The following is a 22,247-nucleotide window of genomic DNA, read 5'->3' as shown; positions in this document are numbered from 1 at the left end:
ACGCCGCCTTCCCCGGATCAATAGGCTTTGCCGGAACCGAGGAAGCGCTTGGTCGTCTCGCGCGCAGTTTCTTCTCCTTGAGCCTTGCGGGCGGCGTCCTCCGCTTGCGAGCGGTAATGCGTGGCCATCAGCGTCTGGATCTGCATCTGCTGCTTGGTGGACAAGGCGATGAGCTGGTTGGCGGCCTGCTGCGCCTGTAACGCGCCGACGGCACCCTGGCTCTGATTGACGAGATCGGTGAGCAGCCCCTGATCGGCCTGCACATTCTCGACGATCTGCGATTGCACGCGCATGGTCTGGCGGTAGGCGTTCATGCTGTTCTGCCAACGCTCGCGCGCCGCCGTCGCCATGTCGTTCACACCAATAGAGGCATCGTAGCTATCAGGATATTGCTGCCGCCATTGGCCTTCGAGGCTAGCGAGGTCGAAGCTCAAGCCCTCGGCCTGCATCATCAGCCCGTCAATGCGATTGAGTGCGCCCTGCATCTGACCGAGCGAGGAGAAATCCAGCCGCTGAAGGTTCTTCGCCATGTTCTGCAACATGGTCGCCTGGTTCTGGAGCTGCTGAATCTGGTTGTTGATCTGCTCAAGGGCGCGGGCGGCCTGAAGAACATTCTGGCCATAGTTCGTGGCATCGAAGACCGGCCAGGCGGCATGAGCCGTCTGCGGCATGGTGATGGCCAAAGGAACAGCCAAGGAGAAGGAAAGTGAAGTGGCGATGAGCGCCGCAAGGGATGCGCGTTTCATGAGGGTTCTCCGTGTCGAGGGAATTGGGTGATGAGGTCAGCGGCCCAATCGAGACCGCGTGCGGAAAGGAACCGGGCGCCGAAATCTTGCCGCCCGTGTTCGGCTAATAGGCTGTCGATGAGAGTTTGCGCTTCCGTGTCGGATGCGCCGCACAGCGCCAAGGCGATGGGGCCGAGGCCGAGTTCGAACAACCGATTGCCGCGCCGCGATTGCAGGTAGTAATGGCGCTTGGGCGTGGCGCGGGCGATCAGTTCGATCTGCCGGTCATTGAGACCGAAGCGCTCATAGGCCGCCCGCGCCTGCGGCTCGACCGCCCGGTCATTGGGCAGGAAGATGCGCTGCGGGCAGGATTCGATAATCGCCGGAGCGATCGAGGAATCCGCGATGTCCGCCAGCGACTGCGTGGCGAAGATCACCGAGACATTCTTCTTGCGCAGCACTTTGAGCCATTCGCGGATGCGGGCGGCGAAAAGCGGATTATCGAGAAACACCCAGGCTTCATCGAGGATCAGCAGCGTCGGCCGCCCGTCGAACCGTTCTTCGAGGCGATGGAACAGATAGGTCAGCACCGGCAGGACCACGCCTGCCTGGTGCATCAGTTCCTCGGTCTCGAAGCACTGGACATCCGACAGCGCCAGCCGGTCATCCGCGGCATCGAGTAACCGACCGAAGGGACCGTCAAGCGTATAGGGTTGCAGTGCCGCCTTGATCGGGTTGGATTGCAGCAGCACCGTGAGCCCGGTGAGCGTGCGTTCCGCCGCTGGCGCGCTGGCAAGGTTTGTAAGCGCCGACCAGACGGCCTCCTTCACTTCTGGCGTGACAGTGAGTTTCTCATGGGCGAGCAATGCGACAATCCATTCCGCCGCCCAACTTCGTGTCGCGGGATCGTCGATATGGCGCAGAGGCTGAAAGGCCAGAGAGCCATCTGCCCCCAGCGCATGATGTTCGCCGCCCATGGCCAGCACGGCAGCACGGGCCGAATTGCCTTTGTCGAAGATATAAACCTGCGATCCGGCATAGCGCCGGAATTGCATGGCGATCAGCGACAGCAGCACCGACTTGCCGGCCCCGGTCGGACCGACGATCAGCATGTGACCGACATCGCCGACATGGGTGGAGAGCCGGAACGGGGTGGAACCCGAGGTTTCCGCATAGAACAAGGGCGGGGCATCCAGATGGGCATTGCGCACTGGCCCGGCCCATACCGCCGACAGCGGCATCAGATGCGCGAGGTTCAGCGTGTGGACCAGCGGCTGGCGGACATTGGCATAGACATGGCCAGGCAGAGAGCCCAGCCAGGCTTCCACCGCATTGACGCTCTCGCGGATACAAGTGAAGCCAAGCCCATTGACGATCCGCTCAACCGCGCGGGCTTTTTCCTCTGCGGCTTGGGCATCCTCATCGAACACCGTGATGGTGGTGGTGAGATAGCCGAAACCGACATGATCACCACCCAAGGCTTGGAGCGCGGCATCGGCATCGAGTGCCTTGTTGTCGGCATCGCTGTCGACCAGGGGCGCCGCCTCATTGGTCAGCACCTCACGTAAAACTGCGGTGATCGACTTGCGCTTGGCGAACCATTGCCGTCGCAGGCGGGTCAAGACCTTGGTTGCCGCCGTCTTGTCGAGTGGCACAAACCGAGTCACCCAGCGATAGGCGAAGTCCCGATGGTTGAGCGCGTCGAGAATGCCGGGGCGGGTGGTGTTCGGGAAACCAAGGATGGTCAGTGTTCGGAGATGCTGATCGCCCAGCATCGGCTCCAGCCCGCCGGTCAGCGGCGTGTCCACCAGAACGCCATCGAGATACATCGGCGTTTCGGGAACATTGACCGGATGACGTTTGGTCGAAATCGTCCCATGCAGGAAGGTCAGGGTTTCCGCGTCATCGAGCGCTCGGACTTCGGGCAGGAAACCGCTGAGCAGATCCAGTACCCGTTCGGTCTCGTCCCGGAAGCGAGAAATCTCCTGCCGCCAGTTCCGGGCGTTGGTGCCCCCTTTCCCCTCCCGGTCGCGCTCCACCAATGCGCTTTCGGTGCGCGCTTGGGCATCCGGCGGCGGCATATATAAAAGTGTGAGGTGGTAGTGGCTTTCGAAATGCTGGCCCTGACGACCTTCTTCAAATGCGGCGCGGCGTTCTTCATCCGCCAGCCATGAGGCGGCGTCCGGAAATTCCGATGACGGATAATGCTGCGCCTCTAGCCGCTCGGCGTCGAAAAACAGCGCCCAGCCGGAGCCAAGCCGCTTGAGGGCATTGTTGGCGCGGGCGCAAAGGCCCACAAGTTCCGCTTCCGTCGCGCTTTCGAGATCAGGGCCGCGAAAGCGGAATGTGCGCTGAAAACTGCCATCCTTGTTAAGGATAATGCCGGGCGCGATGATGGCCGCCCAAGGCAACAGATCGGCGAGGCGGTCGGCCTTATTGCGATATTCGCCAATGTTCAGCATCGCCACCACCCCCGTTGACGCAGATGACGGGCGAGCACGGGCAGGAAGTCCGGGTCACGCTTGGCGGCGAAAACGCTGAGCGTGTGCCCGACCATGAACATCACCAGCCCGGCGATCCATTGCTGGAGGCCGAGGCCGATGGCCGCTGAGAGCGTGCCATTCAAGATGGCGACCGCGCGCGGCGCGCCGCCCAAGAGAATCGGCTCGGTCAGCGCACGATGGACGGGGACTTCAAATCCTTGAATACCGGCCATCACAAAAGCGCCCCGCCGCCAAAGGAGAAGAAAGAGAGGAAGAACGAACTGGCCGCAAAGGCGATTGAGAGACCGAAGACGATCTGAATCAGCCGCCGGAACCCGCCCGAACTTTCGCCAAAGGCCAGTGTCAGACCTGTGAGGATGATGATGATCACCGCGACGATCTTGGCGACCGGGCCTTGCACCGATTCCAATATGCGTTGCAGCGGCTCTTCCCACGGCATGCCGGAGCCGGCCGCATAGGCCGGGGCCGTAAACGCAAACGTGAGGGCGGAGACAAGAAAAAATCGAAGCTTCTTGCGCATGAGGTGTCCTTTCGAGAGATCAGAGGGATTGCAGTTGCGGAAGAGACAGAGGTTTGACGACGTAATCGCCATGCTCATCGAGGCCGGTCACTTCGGCGATGGTCTCGATGCGGCGATCACTGCCGCGCCCGGCGATAAACACCACCATGTCGATGGCCTCGGCGATCAGCCGACGCGGAACAATGGTGACGCTTTCCTGCACGAGCTGCTCGATGCGGTAGAGCGCCGAGCGGGCGGAATTGGCGTGCACCGTGGCGATGCCGCCGGGATGGCCGGTGTTCCAGGCCTTGAGCATGTCGAGTGCTTCCGCGCCGCGCACTTCTCCGACGATGATGCGGTCGGGGCGAAGCCTGAGCGTCGAGCGCACCAGATCCGCCATGGTGACCGCGCCCGCGCGGGTCCTGAGCGCCACACAGTCCTTCGCCGCACATTGCAGCTCGCGCGTATCCTCGATCAGGATCACCCGTTCATCGCAATCGGCGATTTCGGCCAAGAGCGCGTTGGTCAGCGTCGTCTTGCCGGAGGACGTCCCGCCCGCAACCAGAATGTTCTTCCGCTCCCGAACGGCCTTGCGCAAAGCCTCGGCCTGGATCGGCACCATGATCTGATCGCGGACATAATCAGCGATGGTCAAAATCTTGGTCGCTGGTTTGCGGATGGCAAAACATGGCCCCAATGCTACCGGCGGCAGCAGACCTTCGAAGCGCTCGCCGGACGGCAGTTCCGCACTGACGATGGGATTGTCCGCATGCACCTCGGCGCGGACATGACTTGCCACCAGGCGAATAATCCGTTCGGTCTCGGACGGATGAATGCGCACGCCGATATTGCCGCGGCCTTCGCCCAGCCTCTCGACCCACAGTTTGCCATCGGGATTGACCATCACCTCAATGACGGCAGGGTCGCCCAAAGCCTGGGCAATCACCGGCCCCATGGCGGTTTTCAGCATGGCGCGGCGGCGCTCTTCGGATGTGTCGCTCATTCGGAATCCTCCTCGGTGTTTTTGAGGGAGCGCTTGCCGCTCGCGATCTGGCGACCCACCTGCTCGATGAATTTCTGGAAACGGTCGCGCGCCACCGCCTGCGCCGACGCGTCGGGCACGGGGGTATGCGCGTTGAAGGTGAGATAGAGTTTGACGAAAAAGGCGAGGCTCTCGGTCAGCACATCGAGATCACGCCGGATAAGACCCATGTCGCGCGTCACCCGGTCGAGGCGGATTTTCAGCGCCTCATCGATCTGATGCGCACCGCGATGACGGATGTAGTGGCGGATAGCATCCGAGACGATAGCCGACTTCGATGCGCCAGGTTTTGCCGCCAGCGCCTCCAATTCGGCGCTGGTTTCCTCGTCGATGTAAATATTGTGGCGCGGTTTCATGTATTCTTGTCCTGACAAAAAGAAAGTCAGAACAAGGATCGTCTAAGCCGCTGAAATCTCTTATATCCTTTATGTACGACGACGCACGATCACTTGCGGGATCTTACTCAAAACCCGTCCAGCAGATCTCTGTCCGGCCCCATGGCTTCGTTGACACCATAGGCGCGCGCGGGTGTGGCGGCGCGATCGATCATGTTCTTATCGGCAGTGCTGTCAGGATCATCATCCAAGAGGTTCGGCAATTCGCCCTGCTCGGGTTCGGCGGTTTTAACAATTTCCTCGCCCAGCCCCGGATGGCGCTGTTGCTGCATCCCGCCCTCATCAACAGAGGTCGACTTCGCATCATCTTCAGCGGCCAACCGCGCGTCAGCCTTGCGCACCTGCTTGCCCCAATCATCTGGTCGCGTTTCAGGCTTGTCAGCATAATCGCTTGTCGCCAGCGCCGGCGCGGGCAGCACCCGCTCGGTGAAGTTCTCATCCTCGTAATAGCGAAGCTTCTTCGCCCGGATCGGCGCGAGGCCAGAGACCAGAACCAGTTCATCCGTGGGTGGGAGCTGCATCACCTCGCCGGGGGTCAGGAGCGGTCGCGCTGTTTCCTGGCGGCTGACCATGACATGGCTGAGCCAGGGTGCCAGCCGGTGGCCGGCATAATTGCGCATGGCACGCAGTTCCGTTGCTGTCCCCAGCGCATCGGAAATCCGTTTGGCGGTGCGTTCGTCATTGCTGCTGAAAGCAATCCGCACATGGCAGTTATCGAGGATGGCGTTATTCTCGCCATAGGCTTTGGAAATCTGGTTCAGCGATTGCGCGATGAGATAGGCGCGGATGCCGTACCCGGCCATGAAGGCCAAGGCCGTCTCGAAGAAATCGAGCCGCCCCAAAGCGGGGAACTCATCCAGCATCATCAAAAGCTGGTGCTTGCGCGACTTCTTCGGGTCGCCCTCCAGCCGCTCGGTCAACCGCCGCCCGATCTGATTGAGGATCAACCGCACCAGTGGTTTCGTCCGCGAAATATCCGAAGGCGGCACCACCAGATAGAGCGACACCGGATGTTTGGCGTCCATCAGATCGGCGATGCGCCAGTCGCAGGCCGATGTCGTCGCAGCGACAGTGGGGTCACGGTACAGGCCGAGGAAGGACATGGCGGTCGAAAGCACGCCAGAACGTTCATTCTCGGATTTGTTCAGTACCTCGCGCGCGGCGGAGGCCACCACCGGATGCACCTGCGGATTTTCCGCCGTGCCCAGATGATTGGTCGCCATCATCCGCCTCAGCGTTGCTGGAAAAGATCGTGTCGGGTCAGAAAGGAACGTCGCGACGCGCGCCAGCGTTTTTTCTTCCTCGGCATAGAGCACATGCAGGATCGTCCCCACCAGCAGCGCGTGGCTGGTCTTTTCCCAATGGTTCCGGCGTTCCAGCGCGCCTTCGGGATCGACCAAGATATCGGCGATATTCTGGACATCGCGCACCTCGTCCGCCCCCTTGCGCACTTCAAGCAGCGGATTGTAACGGGCGGAATGTGGGTCGGTCGGATTGAACAGCAGGCAATGCGAAAACTTGGTGCGCCAACCGGCGGTCAACTGCCAGTTCTCACCCTTGATGTCGTGGATCACCGTCGATCCTGTCCAGGACAGCAACGTCGGCACGACCAGCCCGACGCCCTTGCCCGAGCGCGTTGGCGCGAAAGCCATCACATGCTCCGGCCCGTCATGACGCAGGTATTTTTCCTGAAACTGACCAAGGAACACGCCTGCGGACCGGAACAGCCCGGCCTTCCTCATCTCCCCCTTCAGGGCCCAGCGCGAAGAACCATAGGTCGTCACCAACCGGCTCTGCCGCGCCCGCCACAGCGAACCGACCACCGCTGCCGCGCAGCCCATGAAGCCAGACGCCCCGGCCAACATGCCCGCCTTGTCGAACACCTCGGGCGCATAGGCTTCGTAGAAATACCACCACTCGAACAGCTTCCACGGCTCATAAACAGGCCAGCCGAACAGCACGAACCACGGGTTGCCCCACTGCGCTTGATAGCCCAGCATGTCCGCACACCACTGCGTCGCTGCCCACACGCCCAGAATGACGATGGCGAACACGATAGCGATCTGGCCGATCAGGAGTTTGGTGGGTGTCATGACGATGGCTCCGTTCTTCGATAAGACAAACGGAGCAAGTATCGTGCAGGTGGCGGGATACGCTTATAGCCTTTATGTACGATGAAACAGGCTCTATTCTCCGGCGATGCTGAACTGCGCCCGAAGGCGCGGAACTGCCACAACCAAGCCTAATCGATTGCCTGAGAGCCAATTTCGAGATGGAATTTTTGACTTGTATCGACAGGTCAAGTAAGAAGTAAATAATGAACTATAACAAACTATTATACTTCGTCATTATTGGCATCTGGCGCGTCGGATCGGTGCATTCGCGGCGCGATTTCTGTGCGATTGGTAGCTGCAATGGGCGCTAGTTACCCGACAAGGATCATCTTGGCCTTTCGAAGTGGCGGCATCTGCGCCTTCCCAAAGTGCTGCAAGCACCTCACATATGAGGCCAAGGTGGGCGACGATACCTACATCGGAGAGGCCGCGCATATTCGCGGCGAGAAATCTGGAGCAGCGCGCTATGACGCGTCCATGACCGATGAGGAACGCGATAGCGTGCGCAACCTTATCTACTTGTGCACGGATCATCACACGATCATCGACAAGGTGGAGGCTGACTGGCCAGTTCCGATACTTCAGGCACTGAAGGAGTCACACGAGAAGCAGGTGCGAGAAGCGATGGAAGAGGCGTTCGCAGACGTCGCCTTCCCCGAGCTCCAAAACGCTGTGTCCTGGGTCGCCAAGCAAGCGCCTGCTGGCGACGGATCGTTCGATCTCATCACTCCGGACGAGAAGATCAAAAAGAATGACCTTTCGAACGGCGCCCGACACATCATCGCCGCCGGCCTGACCTCGCGCGCGACCGTCGCAGCCTATGTCGAGGCGGAAGCGCAGCTCGATTCCGATTTTCCTGAGCGCCTCAAGGCCGGTTTTCTTGAGCAATACTATGCCATGCGAAAAAAAGGTCATAAGGGTGACGAGCTATTTGAACTGATGTGCGACTTCGCTCAGCAAGGGATGCGCCGCCAGGCCGACAGGACGGCCGGCATCGCCGTGCTGATCTACCTGTTCGAAATCTGCGATGTGTTCGAAAAATGATTCTGCCAACCAAACACATCCCGCAAAATGAAGCGCTGATCGGTGTCGGCGCGACGGTTCTCGCACATCTGAACGGACCGATGACAGTCTCAGGCCTCTGGGAACGTCTGAGGTCAGAGGCGAATGTTGGCACCTTCGAGCGCTTCGTCCTCGCCTCCAACCTTCTCTATCTGATCGGCGCCATCGACATGAAAGACGGCCTGATAGTCAGGACCGCATCATGATTCGAGCAATACGCGCCAATCGGAGAGGCTTCCACCAGGGCACGTTTACCCCTGGAGTGAATCTCGTACTCGCCGACCGCTCGACCACGGCTGGCGACAAGGACACGACGAATGCGCTCGGCAAATCCACGCTCATCGAGATCATCGACTTCTGCCTGGGCAGCAACACGTCGCCCAGGAAAGGCCTCCGCGTAGAACCCTTGGAGGAATGGGCTTTCACTCTTGAGTTAACCGTCAGTGGCAATGATGTCGCGGTGACCCGGTCCACCGATGCGCCAGGTTTCTTTGCTATCGAAGGGCCGACCACCGGCTGGCCTGTTCAGCCTACGACCAACAAGGATGGCATAACCGGCCTCGACACGAAAAAGTGGAGGTCGGTGCTCGCTTGGGCTCTGTTTGGGCTCAGCGAACTGAGCCCCGAGGGCGGATACAAACCCTCCGCACGCTCGCTGCTCTCCTACTTCGTTCGAAGCCAACTCGCAGCCTATAACACGCCCTTCAAACATTTCGACAACCAGAAGACTTGGGACATTCAGGTCCATAACGCCTTCCTTCTCGGCCTCGATTGGGAAAAGGCCGCAACCTGGCAGCAGCTCAAGGACCAGAAGAATGCGCTGGATGCGCTGAAGCAGGCCATCAAGACCGGCGCCGTTGACGGAGAACTCGCGTCGCTGGGTGAGCTGGAAGCGGAACGCCTGCGTCTGACAACCCAACTCGAGCGCGATCGGGATGCTTTGTCCAATTTCCGCGTACTGCCCCAGTACCGCGAGATCGAAGCACAGGCAAACGCGCTCACCACCGAGATCCATAGCCTAGTCAACGCCAACATCACGGACAAACGCCGACTGGAGCGTTATCGAGATTCTCTGGTCTCCGAAGACGCACCCACCGAAGACCGCCTCGCGGCGCTCTACAATGAAGCCGGCATCGCGTTACCAGGTGCCGTCCGGAAGACGCTCTCGGACGCCCGCGCCTTTAACGAGCAGATCATTGTCAACCGGCGCGAGTTCATCGCCAGTGAAATCGCCGCTCATGAGACCGCGATCACGGAGCGCGACGATCAGATTGCCGCCCTCACGGATCGGCGCGCAGGTTATCTTGGTGCCCTTGCCGGACAAGGAGCACTCGAAGAACTGACACAGTTGCAGGAACTGCATGCCGCAACACGGCTCAGAGTTGATGAACTGACCAACCGCATCACGCAATTGCGGCAGATGACGTCCAAGGCCGACACTATCAAGGTTGAGACCGTCGAGCTCAAGCGCGCAACCACGCTCGACTATGAAGAGCGGCGCGCGCTCTGGTCCCAGGCGTTGAGCCTGTTCTCCGATTTCTCGGAGCATCTTTACAAATCCCCTGGACGGCTCGTCATCGATATTGATGACACGGGCTACAAGTTCGATGTCGAAATTGCCGGTAGTCCCAGTGAGGGCATCAGCAAGATGAAGATTTTCTGCTATGACCTCGTGCTCATATCTTTCGCACGGCAACGCGGACTGGGCATCGACTTCCTGATCCACGATAGCACGATCTTCGATGGCGTCGATCCGCGACAGCGAGCGCATGCGCTCGAACTTGCGGCCGCGATGTCCGCGAAGCACGGCTTTCAGTATATCTGCACACTCAATACTGACATGGTGCCAGTCAGTGACTTCTCAGCGGGGTTCGACTACGAAAACTTAGTCCGCCTTCGACTGACCGACACCGATCCAAGCGGAAGTTTGCTTGGTTTCCGTTATTAAGTATCAATCAGTACATCACTTTCTAATCACGATATGCTCGGCCCACTTCTCTGCCGCCCGATGGTCCAGGAGATGCTGTCGCCACGCATGATGCCGGAAACATTTTGCCCGATGTGGCGGTCGAGGACAGGGCGCCAGGGGACGAGGGTGAACTCGCGGGATTTCTCAACGACGGCGTATTTCCCGCTGGCGAGTTCGACCGCGTGGCGGAGCGTGCCTTCAACGGGTTCGCCGTGGCGGGTTTCGGCATAGGCGAGGCCGAGTTGTTCGGAGAGTTGTCCGGCAACGCGGGTTAGTTCGCGGCGGCGCAGGGTATCCAGCATGTTGGCGCGGAAAATCGTGCGGCCCTGTTCTTGACGCGCCAGCCCCTCCGAGATCAGCCATTGACGGCGGCGGGACTGGGCCTCCTTCACCTCGCGCCCGAAACCGGAATCGCGGGTGGGCTCAAACGTGTCGGCGATCAGTTCGCGGTCGAGCCAGGTCGCCCCATCAGAGCCCACCTGCTGATCGAGATTCAGGTGTGACAGCTTTTCGACAATGACTGGCGCTGCCTTGGCCCGCCCGCGTTCATATTCCATCACGCGGTCGAGATGGTCAGGCGTAATGATCCAGGTGCCGTTCGGCGCGCGGTCGATCTTGCCGGTGGCGCGGCGGATCGCTTCCAGCCTCCGGACATGGGTTTCAGCAAAACTCTCGGTGGCGCGGGGATCGTGCTGCAAGTGGATGTCGATATTATAACGCCCGCCATTCGCGGCGGCGACCTCAGTGACGGTGCGATCCACCTTGCGCGGCTCGATGCTTTTCGGCGTGGCGCTGACGATACCGCCTTCCGGTAAGGGTTCGGTCGCCTCGCCCTTGCCGATGTCGATATAGTGGGCGCGTCCGTCCAGCCCATCAACGATCAGATAATGCCGATCGTTGATCTCATCGGACAGCCCACGTGCCACCACGCGCCCGGTGACAGGTTTGATGTGCGGATCGACCGGATCATGGATGACGTAATCGGCGGGGCTGCGAGTGATGTCTTTCGTCGCCATCTCGCGGTGCAGGGTCTTGATGATGTCACCACGCTCGCCCATGCGGCGCAGCGTGTCTTCCAGCCCCTCTTCCAATCGCCACCCACCGGGGCGAAGTTCTTCGGCGAGGCCAAGGCGTGCCAGCTTCTTCAATCGACCCGCCCGCAATGTCTGCTGAAAAGCGTTGCGGTCGATAGCGGAAACGATGCCATTCTCGTCCATTTCGCGCATGAGGCGGCGGTCGATGCTGGTCAGCCGCTCCTGCTCAACTTCATGGCGCAGCCGGTTCTCGATCTCGCGGTCTGTGCGCGGGCCGAGATCAAGGCTGACCAGTTCCGCGGCACGCTCGCGCATGCCGGTGGTGATATAGTCGCGGGCAATGATCAGGTCACGACCCCGATCATCCTTGCCGCGCAGCATGATATGGGTGTGCGGATGGCCGGTGTTGAAGTGATCCACGGCCACCCAATCGAGCTTGGTGCCGAGGTCTTCTTCCATGCGCGCCATCAAACGGCGAGTGAGCGGCTTCAGGTCTTCATATTCGATGCCGTCTTCCGGCGCGACGATGAAACGGAATTGATGCCGATCACCATCGGCGCGTTCGAGAAATGCTTTGCCATCGGCTTCGGTCTCCAGCGCATTGTATAGCTGACCCGGCTCGCCCTCCCGGGTCACGCCGTCGCGCTGGATATAGCGCAGATGCGCCCGCGCGCCGTTCATGCCCTTGCCCGCCAGTTTAACAATGCGGGATTTGATGATGACCCGGCGCTGACGAAAGGCGGCATAACGGTCACGGCTGGCGAGCACGCGGCCAGCGCCAACGCCGCGCCCGATACGGCTGCCGCTGAAGTTTGATTTGCCCCCACCGCTACGGGTGAGATTCGACGCGGCCAGAACCTGATGCAGAAATTTACGTCCGCTTTTGGAGCCGCGCGAGCGGATCTTGCCAAGCTTTGGTTTGAAATCGTCATCATCAGCCATGGAACGCCTCATGAAATATAGTGTTAAAGATATTGAGGAAAATCAGGGTGTTGCCGGAGGTCTGGCACCACGGCATAGCGCTTGGCACTATCCAGCCTCCCGAAAAAACAATGTGCAGACAAAGGCTTACCATTCGCGATGCTCGCGGATGGTGCCGGAGCTTTATCTTGCCTTACGCGGCTTTGATCATCCCTCCTGCGGCCATCCACGATCACCTGCGACCACTCCTCCACCGGGGCAGCAACCCCGGCGGCGGCAAGGTCGCGCCACTGGGCAATAAACCGGCTGAAAACCGCAATGAAAATCGGCATGTTCATCTCATTTCTCGCTCGAGTCTTGGGTGGAAAGCGGCACGAAAAGTTCGCCATTTCCCACGGGATTTTCGCTGTTTTCACCCGTTGAAATCGGGAAAAACAGCCGCGTATCGAAGACGATTTGCGGCGAATTTTGTGCGGGCGATGGGCTGGGTTTTGCATTTGTGACGGTGGTTTCCGGCGCGCCAGCAAGCGCCGCCTCTAAGCCAGCGACATAGGCGCGGGTCTCGGCAGGAAGCGGTTTTCCTGTGCGCAAATGCTCCGCATAACGCCCCGGCCCGGCATTGTAAGCGGCGAAGAGACCGGGACTGTCGAACCGCTCGTACATGGCCTTGAGATAGGCCGTTCCTGCCAGAATATTCGTATGCGGATCGAAAGGATCTGTGCCCAATCTGTGCTGGTCGCGCAGCTCGTCCCAGGTGCCGGGCATGAGCTGCATCAGGCCCATCGCACCCCTGGGCGAGACAGCGCGCGGATCGCCATTGCTCTCGGCCACGATGACGGCCTCGATCCATTTTGCTGGAATGGCGAAACGCTGTGACGCTTCTTTGATATGCGCCTGAAACTGGTCAAGCGTAGCCGCTTCTGCGGGGGCGATGATGGCCGCAGTCGCGATGATGAGGGGCGTTATTCGGTGCATAGCGGCGCAAGCCTCCCGATGATCTGGGCACGCGGGACTGGCCCGAAATAGCGGCTGTCGAAGGAATCGGCGGGAGTGAGGAGCAGGAAAATCTCGTCGGCAGTGAGTGCGCGGCACTCGTTCCAGCGCGGCATGGGGCGACCTTTGTGGTCGACTTCAAGCTGGTGGGCGACGATTTTGCCGTTGATGATGATCGCGCCGTCAAAGACGCAAACATCATCGCCACCCATGGCCGCGATGCGTTTGATCAGCGGCACGCCAGCGGGCAGATAGCGGCGCTCGGCGGTCAGTTTGGCGATGGATTTCGAGGGTTGAACGAGCACCAGGTCGCCACGTTCCGGCGCACCGGATGTGACGCGATAGAGGCCAATCGGCGCGCTGGCCGAGGCGTTCCAGACCAGAAGCGGCGCGTGGGCGATGGCGGAAAAGCCGATCAGTGCGACGCCAGAAAGGACGGCAGCAAGGGGAAGGAGGACGGCTTTTTTCATCACAGCGCCCCATCCGATGTGGAGCTTTGCCGCCGTCCTTTTGACCAATCATCAAGGTCGGCGATGTGATAGCGCACATAGCGGCCATGCTTGCGAAAGCGCGGGCCATGGCCGGTGAGGCGCATCTTCTCAAGTGTGCGATAGGAGAGGCTGAGGTAATGTGCGGCCTCTCTCGTGGTGAGAAACGGGCTGCCCTTTTTGGCCTCGCTCGCCCGTGATTGATCGTCTTGCATCGTTAGCTCCTTTCGGCGTGAATGGGCTAAGGATGGCGAGCAAGGGCGCGTTGCGGGACGCTTGAAAAACGGGGGGTATCGAAATCGAGCCCCCTCTTTCGTTGCCCTTTTCGCTCACGCGAAAGTGGCGGCGCGCGACACGGCTTCCGTCGAAGAAAACGCGCGGAAAGAAGGGGCGCTATGCCCCTTCCGCTTCCTTCATCGCATCGAGCTGGGCCCGTAATTCGGCGATCTTGGCGCGGTTCCATGCGCGCTCATCTGCGGGCAGTCCCCCGCGCAATTCGATGTCCAAGAGTTCGATCCAGATAGCGATATCGATGCGTGACATGGTGAAAATCTCCTGATGATTGAGCCGTTCTCCCGTCGAGAACGCGCCCAGCGGTCATCCGGATAGCGAGGGTCAAGGCCGCGTCAGCGCCGCGAAGCGGGGCGTGGGGGAGCCGAAATGCGCAGCATTTTGGGGGTACCGCGCAGCCTTGAGGCTCGCGTTTGGCCGGGTGGCATACTGAAGAAATCGAGACGGAAAGCCCGTTTCCGCAGGAAACTCCGCATCAATTCCAGCGGTTCAACAGGCGCGAAAGCACGAGAAAAGCCCCGCCACGGTCGATCCGCAGCGGGGCTTTGAGGGAAACCGGATTAGCGGTCGCGCGGCTCCCAGAGGGCGATATGGGTGGTACCGTCTTCGCCGGGCTGTTCCAGCTTGACGAGGCGGGCGCGCACCCAGTTGGGGCCGAATTCCGGCGCGCCGATCTTGAGGTTGAGGTAGGTCTCGCCGCTCGATTTGGCGACCTGGCTCCAGCCGGCGCCGACTTCGTAGCGGTTGCCATTGCCGGCATAGACGCGATGATCGGGGGCGTTTTCGCTCATCTTGTCCACGGGGACGATGACGAGGCTGGCGGTGACGTTGAGGGTTTTGAGCGTGCCGGTGAAGCTGCCGTCCACGGATTTGGTGAAAGCGCCAAGGGTGATAGCCATGATAAGTCTCCTATGCTGTTAATCGCGGGACCATCCCTGCGATGTCACCAGCGAAAAGACCGCAAAGGCGGGCGGTTCACCTGTAAGGGCGAAGCAAAGCGGAGCACCCGCCGGGCGGGGAAATTTGCCTCGCGAGGAATGCCGCGTAGCGGCAGGGGAAATTACTCCGCCCGAAGGGTTGAACGGACCGGCGCGGGATTTAAGCGTCAAGAGACATGCAGGGATTGGTCCTCGATGAATGGCGGGACAGGGAGACGAATGGCCTTATCGCCCGCAACTTTCACCGATGCATCTGGCGGCTTCACCGTTTACTCGAATGCCCACCACCGCCTGTCGGATCGGCATTCTTCCGTGCAAGGATGAGCCTCTTAACGCCCATTCCTCGCCCTAAATGCCGGTGGCACGATACGGAAAATGAAGCCGGATAGACACACCAAAATACGCAGCAAAGACCGCCGCAATCCTCATCCGCCGCGCTATTTCGACCCCAGATGCGCCGCCCAAGCCCAAGCTGGGCACGCCCGCAAGACGATCGTCATGCTGCCAACGGGATCTACTGCACCGCCAATCCCATCACCCCTCCCAGCCATGTCTAATTGCTCAAAGTGCGGGGCTTTTCATGGCGGTAACAGTGAGCCGCCAGCCGCCCGAGAATACCGGCAAAAGCGCCATGGGATGGACGCCCGAAGGGCCGAAACCGCGAAGCGGGTTCGGTTCACGACAGCCCGGTGCGCGGGGCTCGTTCCCGCGCGGGTGCCAGCCAATTTTGGGATCCAAACAATACTCATACTTAAAGAGAAACTGCCTCGCGCACCCATGTGTATAGTGAGCAGATCAATTTTACCGGCTGATGTGCGTGACAATACTTGACGGCAAAACAAAAAGCCGTATCAAATCATTATATTATTTAAGAAATATCCGCTTGGAGCATCCAATGTTATTCGACATGAATAACGCTTATCAGAACGGCCGACTGATGCTTATGCTCCGAGCCGGCGCCTCCTATGGATCGCATAACCCCGACGATCTTGAAATGCCTATGGGCGATGGCCTTGCCAAGGAACTCATCTTACTGATGGTCTGGACCTGTAACGGGTACCAGCAGTCTCTCGCAATCCGGAGCGACGGCACCGATCCGCTCCCCACTGCGATCTGACGGAAGGAAGCCTGTGCGTATCGAATCTGTAACCCTGTCCGGCTTCCGCTGTTTCGGCCCCGATCCGATCACGGTGCCGATTTCATCGGAGATCACGGCCGTCGTCGGCCCGAATGCGGCGGGCAAGACCGCGCTCCTAAACGCACTGTCGAAGCTGTTTGGCGTATCGCGCGCGCAGCGCACCGTTCAGCATTCGGATTTTCACCTAGGCGCAGACGACGATCCGGATGATCGCGAACCCAAGTGTCTGTTCATCAACGTGCTGATCGGTTTGCCCGAACTGGCCGATGGCACCGCGACACCGGAGACGATCGCGCCGTCGTTCCGGCACATGCAGATCGAGCGGGAGGGCAAACCGCCGGTCTGCCGTCTGCGCCTCGAAGCGCGATGGGAAGATGACGGGACCGTCGAGGGCGAGGTTTCGCAGGAGCTTTTCTGGGTCGACACGCTCGATGACGAACCGGCTGAAGACAAGTGCCACCCGGTCTCGGCCGCGGATCGCGGCCTCATCCAACTCTACTACACACCTGCCAGCCGGGACGCGGCGGCCCAGATCAAGGCGACGACGGGCGCGCTTGCCGCCCGCCTGCTCCGCGCTATCGAATGGTCGTCCGAAACCGAGCAGGCGGTTGAGGAAGCCACCGAGAATCTGGCCACGGCTTTCGAGGGAGAGTCCGCGATTGCCGCCATCGGCAAAGCCTTGCAGGCGCGCTGGTCAGGGCTTCACGACGATGTGGTCGATACGAAACCCCGGCTCAGTCTGGTCAGTCGCCGGTTCGAGGACGTCATTACCAAGATCGCCGTCATCTTCGAGCAGGGACCGGACGGCCAGGAACGCGGTCTCGACGCCCTGAGCGATGGGCAGCAATCGCTCTTCTATTTTGCGCTGGCTGCGGCCGTTTTTGATCTCGAACGTGATGTTGTCGCCGGCACAGTGGAGGGCTTCCGCGACGACACCCTGCGGATTCCTGCGCTCACGCTGTTCGCTCTGGAAGAGCCGGAAAACCATCTCTCTCCATACTTCCTCGCGCGGATCATCCGTCAGGTCCGCTCGCTGACCGATGCCGGCGGTGCGCAGGCCATCGTCACCAGTCATTCGCCGGCGGTGTTGAGCCGCGTCAATCCGCGTGAGGTCCGCTACTGCCGCTGCGACCCGAAGACGCGCGTCTCAACGGTGAAGAAGATCAAGATGCCGTCAGGCACTGATGAGTCCGCCAAGTTCGTCCGGGGCGCGATGCTCGCGTATCCTGAACTCTACTTCGCCCGGTTTGTCCTGCTCGTTGAAGGTGATTCGGAACGTATCGTCCTGCCGCCCTTGGCCGAAGCGCTCGACCTGCTGATCGACCCTGCCTTCGTCGCCATCGTACCCTTGGGCGGGCGGCATGTGCAGCATTTTTGGAGGTTGCTGAAACATCTGGGCATTCCACACGCGACACTCCTGGATCTCGATCTGGGACGTGAGGGCGGTGGCTTTGGCCGGGTCAAGACAGCGATCGAGAAGCTCATCGAATTCGGCGTGAAAAAAGAGACACTTCTGAAGATCGACGACGGCATGTTGTCCGACGATGATTTCGCTATAATGCACACTTGGCAGGACGCGGAAGATCGCAAAATTCTGAACGGATGGATCAATTGCCTCAAACCGCACGGCGTCTATTTCTCTGCGCCGCTCGACCTCGATCTCGCCATGCTCGAAGCGTTTCCTGACGCTTACAAGTTGATCATCCCCAAGGGCGGCGGTCCGAGGATGGCGGCCGACAAGGCAGCCGAGGTTGTCCTTGGGACCGCGGGACCAGGGCTCACGCTCTACACAGGTCCATTCAAGGACTATCCGGCGCTGCTCCCGGCTTACCGCTATCACTTCCTCACCAACAGTAAGCCTGCGACGCATCTCGCGGCCCTGACCCACATCAAGAAAAAGGACTTGGCGGAAAAGATGCCGGCTGTGCTGGCCGAGGTTCTCAAGCATATCGCCAAGTCGTTGCGGCGGGACTAGCCATGGCAGTGCTGTCACGACGGGTTCGACCGGATGATTGGAAGCCGGTGGGCGTTGATGCGCTCGAAGCGAATGCGTTGAAGGTTGTCCGCTCGGCAGACAATCGATCCGTCATCGCCGGCCCCGGTGCGGGAAAGACGGAGTTGCTTGCGCAACGCGCAGCCTATCTTCTTCAGACGGGCACTGCACCTGCGCCGAGGCGTATTCTCGCGATCAGCTTCAAGCGAGACGCCGCCACGAACCTCGCCGCGCGCGTCCGTCAGCGCTGCCATCTCAATCATGCCGGGCGCTTCGACTCGATGACGTTCGACGCCTTTGCGAAGGGGCTTGTCGATCGCTTTGGTCAGGCGCTGCCCGAACGCTGGCGGCCACGGCCCGACTACGAAATTATGTTCCCCAATGATCGGGATTACCGTGACTTCCTGTATCAGCAGGTCGGTACGCCTCCGGCATCGGTCGGCACCTATGCCGACATCCAGGCGATAGCGGTGAAGGCTTTCGAGCGCTGTCATCTGGTGGGGTCGCCGCTCCCATTGGACGGCTGGCCAAATCCGACACCTGGCCAATGGGCGGCGGATCGCTTCTGGCAAACGTCGCTTCACGAGGGCAAGAAGAGCGTCCTGTCGTTCCCCATGATCGGGCGGCTCGCCGAACTGCTGTTGCGGGTCAATCCGATGGCGTGCGACGCGCTTCGACTGACCTATTCGCACCTGTTTATGGACGAGTTTCAGGATACAACGCAGATCCAATTCGATCTGGTTCGCACCATCTTCCTCGGTACCGATACGGTGATCACAGCCGTTGGGGACAACAAGCAGCAGATCATGCGCTGGGCGATGGCGATGGATGATCCCTTCACCGCCTTTGACGCCGACTTCGGCGCGAAGCGAACGCCGCTCTATAACAACTATCGCTCTTCACCCGAGTTGGTGCGTATCCAGCATGTCCTTGCACAGGCTTTGGACGCCCGCGCTGTGGCGCCGGTATCGAAAACGGTGGGCACGATCGCCGGGGACAGTTGTGCGATCTTGGATTTCTCGACGCCGGAGGTCGAGGCGGACCGCCTGGCGGCGTTCGTCGCCGCCGAGATGAAAACCCACAAGCTCGGCCCACGTGATTTCGTTCTGCTTGTCCGCCAGAAGGCTGCCGACTACGCGGCTGTCCTTGAACCGGCGTTCATGGCCGCAGGCATTCCCCTGCGCAACGAGGCCGGGGCCGTCGGCGCGGTCATGCTGCAAGAACTGCTGGCGGAAGAAGCATCGGAACTAATCGTCACCCTTCTGCACCTTGCGATGACCAAGCGGGCTGGCCGGCACTGGACGGACTGTCAGGAGGCGCTGGCTGCACTCCGTGGTGTCGCGCCTGATGAAGATGCCGCGCAGGCCAAACTTGCCCGCGAACTGGACGCATACGCGATCAAACTCAGAGCCGCCCGTCCCAATCCACCAAAATCAAAGGCGATGGCGCGATCCATCGTGGACGACATTCTGGCGTTCATCGGTCGAGAACGGCTGATCGCCGTTCATCCCGCCTATGGCCAGGGTGGCTGGCTCGAAAAGGTGCTCGATGCGGCCGCAGAGCACCTGCTTGCATCATCCGCGAATGGAGTGGATTGGCCTTCCGCCCTAGACGCTTATGAAGGCGTTCACGCGATCCCGTTGATGACGATTCACAAGAGCAAAGGTCTCGAATATCACACAGTCATCTTCGTGGGTCTCGACGACGGCGCATGGTGGAGTTTCGCCGGCGATCAGATTGAGGCGACGGCGGGGTTCTTTGTCGCCTTTACCCGTGCCAAGCAGCGCGTCGTCTTCACCTATTGTGCCCGTCGTGGCGCGCGAACGAAGATCGCAACTCTTTATGGTCTACTTAGGAAAGCGGGAGTGCAGACGGTTCAGGTTGCCTGATCCAGATTGAATTAACTAAGACGGTAGTGACCCCGAACGTCGAGATAGTTTCCTAAAGAAACGACGGCGCATTAAGCGCCGCCCTCGCATTGCCACACCTTGATGCCCATTTTGCGGGCTTTGTCGGCGAGGTTTTGAGAGATCCCTGAGCCAGGAAAGGCGATGACGCCGATGGGCATTGCATCAAGCATTTGATCGTTGCGCTTGAAGGGAGCGGCGTTCTTAAAGCGGGTCCAGTCGGGCTTGAAGACAATCTGCTGCACTTTGCGGTTATCAGCCCAACAGGCGGCGATTTTCTCGGCGCCTTTCGGCGATCCGCCATGGATTAGCACCATATCGGGGTGCTTGGCGTGGGCTTTGTCGAGGGCGTCCCAGATGCGGGCGTGATCGTTGCAGTCCATTCCGCCGGTGAAGGCAATGCGCGGCCCTGTGGGCAGCAGCGGCTCGATCTCGGCCTTGCGTTTGGCGGCGATAAAATCGCGGCTGTCGATCATGCTCGCCGTCATCGTCTGGCGATTGGCCATCGAGCCGGAACGCGGTTTCCAGGCGGAGAAGGTGTATTTCTCGAACCATGATGCGCCTATTTCACGGAAGGCTTCGAACGCGTTACGGCGCTCGATGATCGAGATGCCCTGCGCGGTCATTCGTTCCAGTTCGACGGATTTGACCTCCGAGCCGTCCTGTTCACGCTGCATCCGGCGCTGCGCCTGCTCATTGTCGTCGAGCGCACGGTCGAGATTGGCGATCTTGCGGTGGAAGATGTTGACAAGGTTCCAGAGCACATCGTCGAGATCGCCTTCGAGCCGCGTGTTGGCCATCAGGGCGGTGAGGGACTCGAAGGTGTTTTCAATCTCCTGTTCGGCACGGGCGGCTTCGGGCAGCGGGCGCGGATCGGGATCATCGCCATGGGGGCGATAGCCATACATCTGCAACTCGTCCAAGAGATGGGCGGTTGGCGATGATGTGTGATGGGGCTCGTCGTCGAAGGGTTCGATGAAGGGGTTGTGAAGTGTCATGGCGGGGTCTCCCGTTTTGCGAGGCCGCGCCACCCGCGGCCTTTCCGGGGATCGTCCGCCAGCGCCGCAAAGCGGGTTTGCACCCGCAGGGCCGCAACGCAGTGGAGGACGGCGCAGCCGTTGCAAAGCCGATTGGCGCTGGCAGATACCCCTTTTGGAAAGGCCGGGGCGCGGCCCCTTTGCGAACGGTGAGGCTTGCCGGAATGCTCACCCCGTCACGGCCCGATGGCGAAACCATCATGCGCATTGCCGCCCATCGTGAATGAGGAAATGACTATCGTCCGGGGCGAGTTGCTCCCCGATCCAGCCTCGCAGACGATCCGGACCGAGGGTAAGGAGATCAGCGTTGAAATCCTCCGCCCGTGGGACAAGTTCGCGGACGTCGATCTCGCCTGCCCTGGATCGAATTTTCTCCAGCGCGAGCCGCCCGACCTCGTCATTATCGCGCGCGACATAGAGCCGGCGGAGTTTCGGCGGCCAGGTCAGGGCGGCGAGGTGCGCGGCCGAAAGGGCGGCCATGACCGGCATTTCGGGCATGATCATCTTGAGCGCCAGGGCGGTCTCTAACCCTTCCGCCGCCAGCATGGTGTCGGTGACAGTTCCGAAACGCACCCCGTTTCCGGCGAGATGCCCCAACGCTCGGCGCGGCTGATCGACCGGCGCTTTGCCGCCATCCGGTGAAAGCCATGTGCGATGCACGCCGGTCACCGCGCCCTTGCCATCTGTGACGGCGGCAATCAGCGCGGGCCATGTCTCGCGCCCCAACGGCGCACGATAATAACATCGCGGATGGAAACGCAGGGCGGAAACGTCCGAAGGCAGAGTAACACCACGCTGGCACAGATAAACCTCCGCCAACGTGCCCCGGATCGAACTCGATGCGGCAAACAGCCTACGCGCAGCCACTGAAGTGCCGGGCGGTGCGGGTTCTGGTCGTTTCATTGGAATGATTGGCAGGCTGAGGAACGCCCGCGCCTCATCGCACGCCGCACGAAAATCAAGACCGCGGTTGGCCATGATGAGGTCAAGAAGATCGCCATGCGTGCCCTCGGCTCCGTCCGTCCACTTTCCGGCACGTTCACCGAAAAGCTGGACATAGAGCGAGCGCCCCGGCGTGCCATACACATCGCCGCAGATCCAATAGCGGCCCTGGCGGCGGCCTTTGGTCAGATAGGTTTGGCACACGGCCTCGGCATTGTCGCCGAGACCGCGCGCCAGATCGGAAGCGCTCGACAT

At 60.5% G+C, this 22,247-nt stretch carries 22 protein-coding genes; 6 read left to right on the top strand and 16 right to left on the bottom strand.

Annotated features, from left to right (window positions below; genetic code table 11):
- Nucleotides 1-17: 17 nt before the first annotated feature.
- The 7 genes from trbJ to RIC05_RS03045 all read right to left on the bottom strand — a co-directional run bounded on the left by trbJ (nt 18) and on the right by RIC05_RS03045 (nt 7,258).
- Nucleotides 18-746 (bottom strand): P-type conjugative transfer protein TrbJ, encoded by a 729-nt coding sequence (trbJ, locus tag RIC05_RS03075; protein WP_350046210.1) that lies wholly within the window; start codon nt 744-746, stop codon nt 18-20.
- Entirely contained in the window at nt 743-3,187 is a 2,445-nt protein-coding gene (trbE, locus tag RIC05_RS03070; protein ID WP_350046211.1) for a conjugal transfer protein TrbE, read from the bottom strand. Before trbE ends, trbJ begins: the two co-directional genes overlap by 4 nt.
- Nucleotides 3,181-3,441, bottom strand: a complete 261-nt coding sequence (locus RIC05_RS03065) for a VirB3 family type IV secretion system protein (RefSeq protein ID WP_350046212.1) — start codon at nt 3,439-3,441, stop codon at nt 3,181-3,183. The genes trbE and RIC05_RS03065 overlap by 7 nt, the downstream gene beginning before the upstream one ends.
- Nucleotides 3,441-3,749: a TrbC/VirB2 family type IV secretion system protein gene (locus RIC05_RS03060; protein WP_350046213.1), complete on the bottom strand. Its 309-nt coding sequence runs from the start codon at nt 3,747-3,749 to the stop codon at nt 3,441-3,443. The genes RIC05_RS03065 and RIC05_RS03060 overlap by 1 nt, the downstream gene beginning before the upstream one ends.
- Before the next feature lie 19 nt (nt 3,750-3,768).
- Complete coding sequence (trbB, locus tag RIC05_RS03055; protein ID WP_350046214.1) at nt 3,769-4,731, bottom strand: P-type conjugative transfer ATPase TrbB; 963 nt, start codon at nt 4,729-4,731, stop codon at nt 3,769-3,771.
- Nucleotides 4,728-5,126, bottom strand: coding sequence for a ribbon-helix-helix protein, CopG family (locus tag RIC05_RS03050; protein ID WP_350046215.1), 399 nt, complete (start codon nt 5,124-5,126; stop codon nt 4,728-4,730). Before RIC05_RS03050 ends, trbB begins: the two co-directional genes overlap by 4 nt.
- A gap of 107 nt (nt 5,127-5,233) precedes the next feature.
- Nucleotides 5,234-7,258, bottom strand: a complete 2,025-nt coding sequence (locus tag RIC05_RS03045; protein WP_350046216.1) for a conjugal transfer protein TraG — start codon at nt 7,256-7,258, stop codon at nt 5,234-5,236.
- 420 nt (nt 7,259-7,678) lie between these two features.
- Here RIC05_RS03045 and RIC05_RS03040 point away from each other — a divergent pair, with 420 nt between their 5' ends.
- From RIC05_RS03040 to RIC05_RS03030, 3 genes are read left to right on the top strand one after another with little or no spacing between them, the layout of a single operon-like run.
- Nucleotides 7,679-8,323: an HNH endonuclease gene (locus RIC05_RS03040; RefSeq protein ID WP_350046217.1), complete on the top strand. Its 645-nt coding sequence runs from the start codon at nt 7,679-7,681 to the stop codon at nt 8,321-8,323.
- Nucleotides 8,320-8,547 carry an ABC-three component system middle component 6 gene (locus RIC05_RS03035; protein WP_350046218.1) on the top strand — a complete coding sequence of 76 codons (228 nt, stop codon included), beginning with the start codon at nt 8,320-8,322 and terminating at the stop codon, nt 8,545-8,547. The genes RIC05_RS03040 and RIC05_RS03035 overlap by 4 nt, the downstream gene beginning before the upstream one ends.
- The gene (locus RIC05_RS03030) at nt 8,544-10,289 is read left to right on the top strand and encodes a DUF2326 domain-containing protein (protein WP_350046219.1); all 1,746 of its coding nucleotides are present in this window, start codon (nt 8,544-8,546) and stop codon (nt 10,287-10,289) included. The genes RIC05_RS03035 and RIC05_RS03030 overlap by 4 nt, the downstream gene beginning before the upstream one ends.
- 26 nt (nt 10,290-10,315) lie before the next feature.
- Here the strand turns inward: RIC05_RS03030 and rlxS are convergent, their stop codons facing one another.
- The 7 genes from rlxS to RIC05_RS02995 form a co-directional block, all read right to left on the bottom strand.
- On the bottom strand, nt 10,316-12,286 hold the full coding sequence (gene rlxS / locus RIC05_RS03025) for a relaxase/mobilization nuclease RlxS (protein WP_350046220.1): 1,971 nt from the start codon (nt 12,284-12,286) through the stop codon (nt 10,316-10,318).
- A gap of 23 nt (nt 12,287-12,309) precedes the next feature.
- On the bottom strand, nt 12,310-12,603 hold the full coding sequence (locus RIC05_RS03020) for a hypothetical protein (RefSeq protein ID WP_350046221.1): 294 nt from the start codon (nt 12,601-12,603) through the stop codon (nt 12,310-12,312).
- 1 nt (nt 12,604) lies between these two features.
- On the bottom strand, nt 12,605-13,240 hold the full coding sequence (locus RIC05_RS03015) for a lytic transglycosylase domain-containing protein (RefSeq protein ID WP_350046222.1): 636 nt from the start codon (nt 13,238-13,240) through the stop codon (nt 12,605-12,607).
- On the bottom strand, nt 13,228-13,728 hold the full coding sequence (gene traF, locus RIC05_RS03010) for a conjugative transfer signal peptidase TraF (RefSeq protein ID WP_350046223.1): 501 nt from the start codon (nt 13,726-13,728) through the stop codon (nt 13,228-13,230). Before traF ends, RIC05_RS03015 begins: the two co-directional genes overlap by 13 nt.
- Nucleotides 13,728-13,961 carry a helix-turn-helix transcriptional regulator gene (locus tag RIC05_RS03005; RefSeq protein WP_350046224.1) on the bottom strand — a complete coding sequence of 78 codons (234 nt, stop codon included), beginning with the start codon at nt 13,959-13,961 and terminating at the stop codon, nt 13,728-13,730. Before RIC05_RS03005 ends, traF begins: the two co-directional genes overlap by 1 nt.
- A 178-nt stretch (nt 13,962-14,139) precedes the next feature.
- Complete coding sequence (locus tag RIC05_RS03000) at nt 14,140-14,289, bottom strand: hypothetical protein (protein WP_350046225.1); 150 nt, start codon at nt 14,287-14,289, stop codon at nt 14,140-14,142.
- Between the two features lie 308 nt (nt 14,290-14,597).
- Nucleotides 14,598-14,936 carry a DUF736 domain-containing protein gene (locus RIC05_RS02995; protein WP_350046226.1) on the bottom strand — a complete coding sequence of 113 codons (339 nt, stop codon included), beginning with the start codon at nt 14,934-14,936 and terminating at the stop codon, nt 14,598-14,600.
- 934 nt (nt 14,937-15,870) lie between these two features.
- On the opposite strand from RIC05_RS02995, the gene RIC05_RS02990 reads away from it, so the two are divergent.
- Genes RIC05_RS02990 through RIC05_RS02980 form a run of 3 tightly spaced genes read left to right on the top strand, consistent with a single transcriptional unit; the run spans nt 15,871 to nt 19,995 of the window.
- Nucleotides 15,871-16,092, top strand: coding sequence for a hypothetical protein (locus RIC05_RS02990; RefSeq protein ID WP_350046227.1), 222 nt, complete (start codon nt 15,871-15,873; stop codon nt 16,090-16,092).
- Nucleotides 16,093-16,105: 13 nt separating this feature from the next.
- On the top strand, nt 16,106-18,088 hold the full coding sequence (locus RIC05_RS02985; protein WP_350046228.1) for an ATP-dependent nuclease: 1,983 nt from the start codon (nt 16,106-16,108) through the stop codon (nt 18,086-18,088).
- Between the two features lie 2 nt (nt 18,089-18,090).
- On the top strand, nt 18,091-19,995 hold the full coding sequence (locus tag RIC05_RS02980; protein ID WP_350046229.1) for a UvrD-helicase domain-containing protein: 1,905 nt from the start codon (nt 18,091-18,093) through the stop codon (nt 19,993-19,995).
- Nucleotides 19,996-20,066: 71 nt separating this feature from the next.
- Here the strand turns inward: RIC05_RS02980 and RIC05_RS02975 are convergent, their stop codons facing one another.
- A complete protein-coding gene (locus RIC05_RS02975) occupies nt 20,067-21,011 on the bottom strand; it encodes a DUF2493 domain-containing protein (RefSeq protein ID WP_350046230.1) in 945 nt (314 codons plus the stop codon).
- Between the two features lie 237 nt (nt 21,012-21,248).
- On the bottom strand, nt 21,249-22,247 hold the full coding sequence (locus RIC05_RS02970; RefSeq protein WP_350046231.1) for a DUF7146 domain-containing protein: 999 nt from the start codon (nt 22,245-22,247) through the stop codon (nt 21,249-21,251).

This window comes from Thalassospira sp. (assembly GCF_040218635.1).
In the GTDB taxonomy this organism is placed as follows: domain Bacteria; phylum Pseudomonadota; class Alphaproteobacteria; order Rhodospirillales; family Thalassospiraceae; genus Thalassospira.
This window is presented reverse-complemented; position numbering and strand designations above follow the sequence as displayed.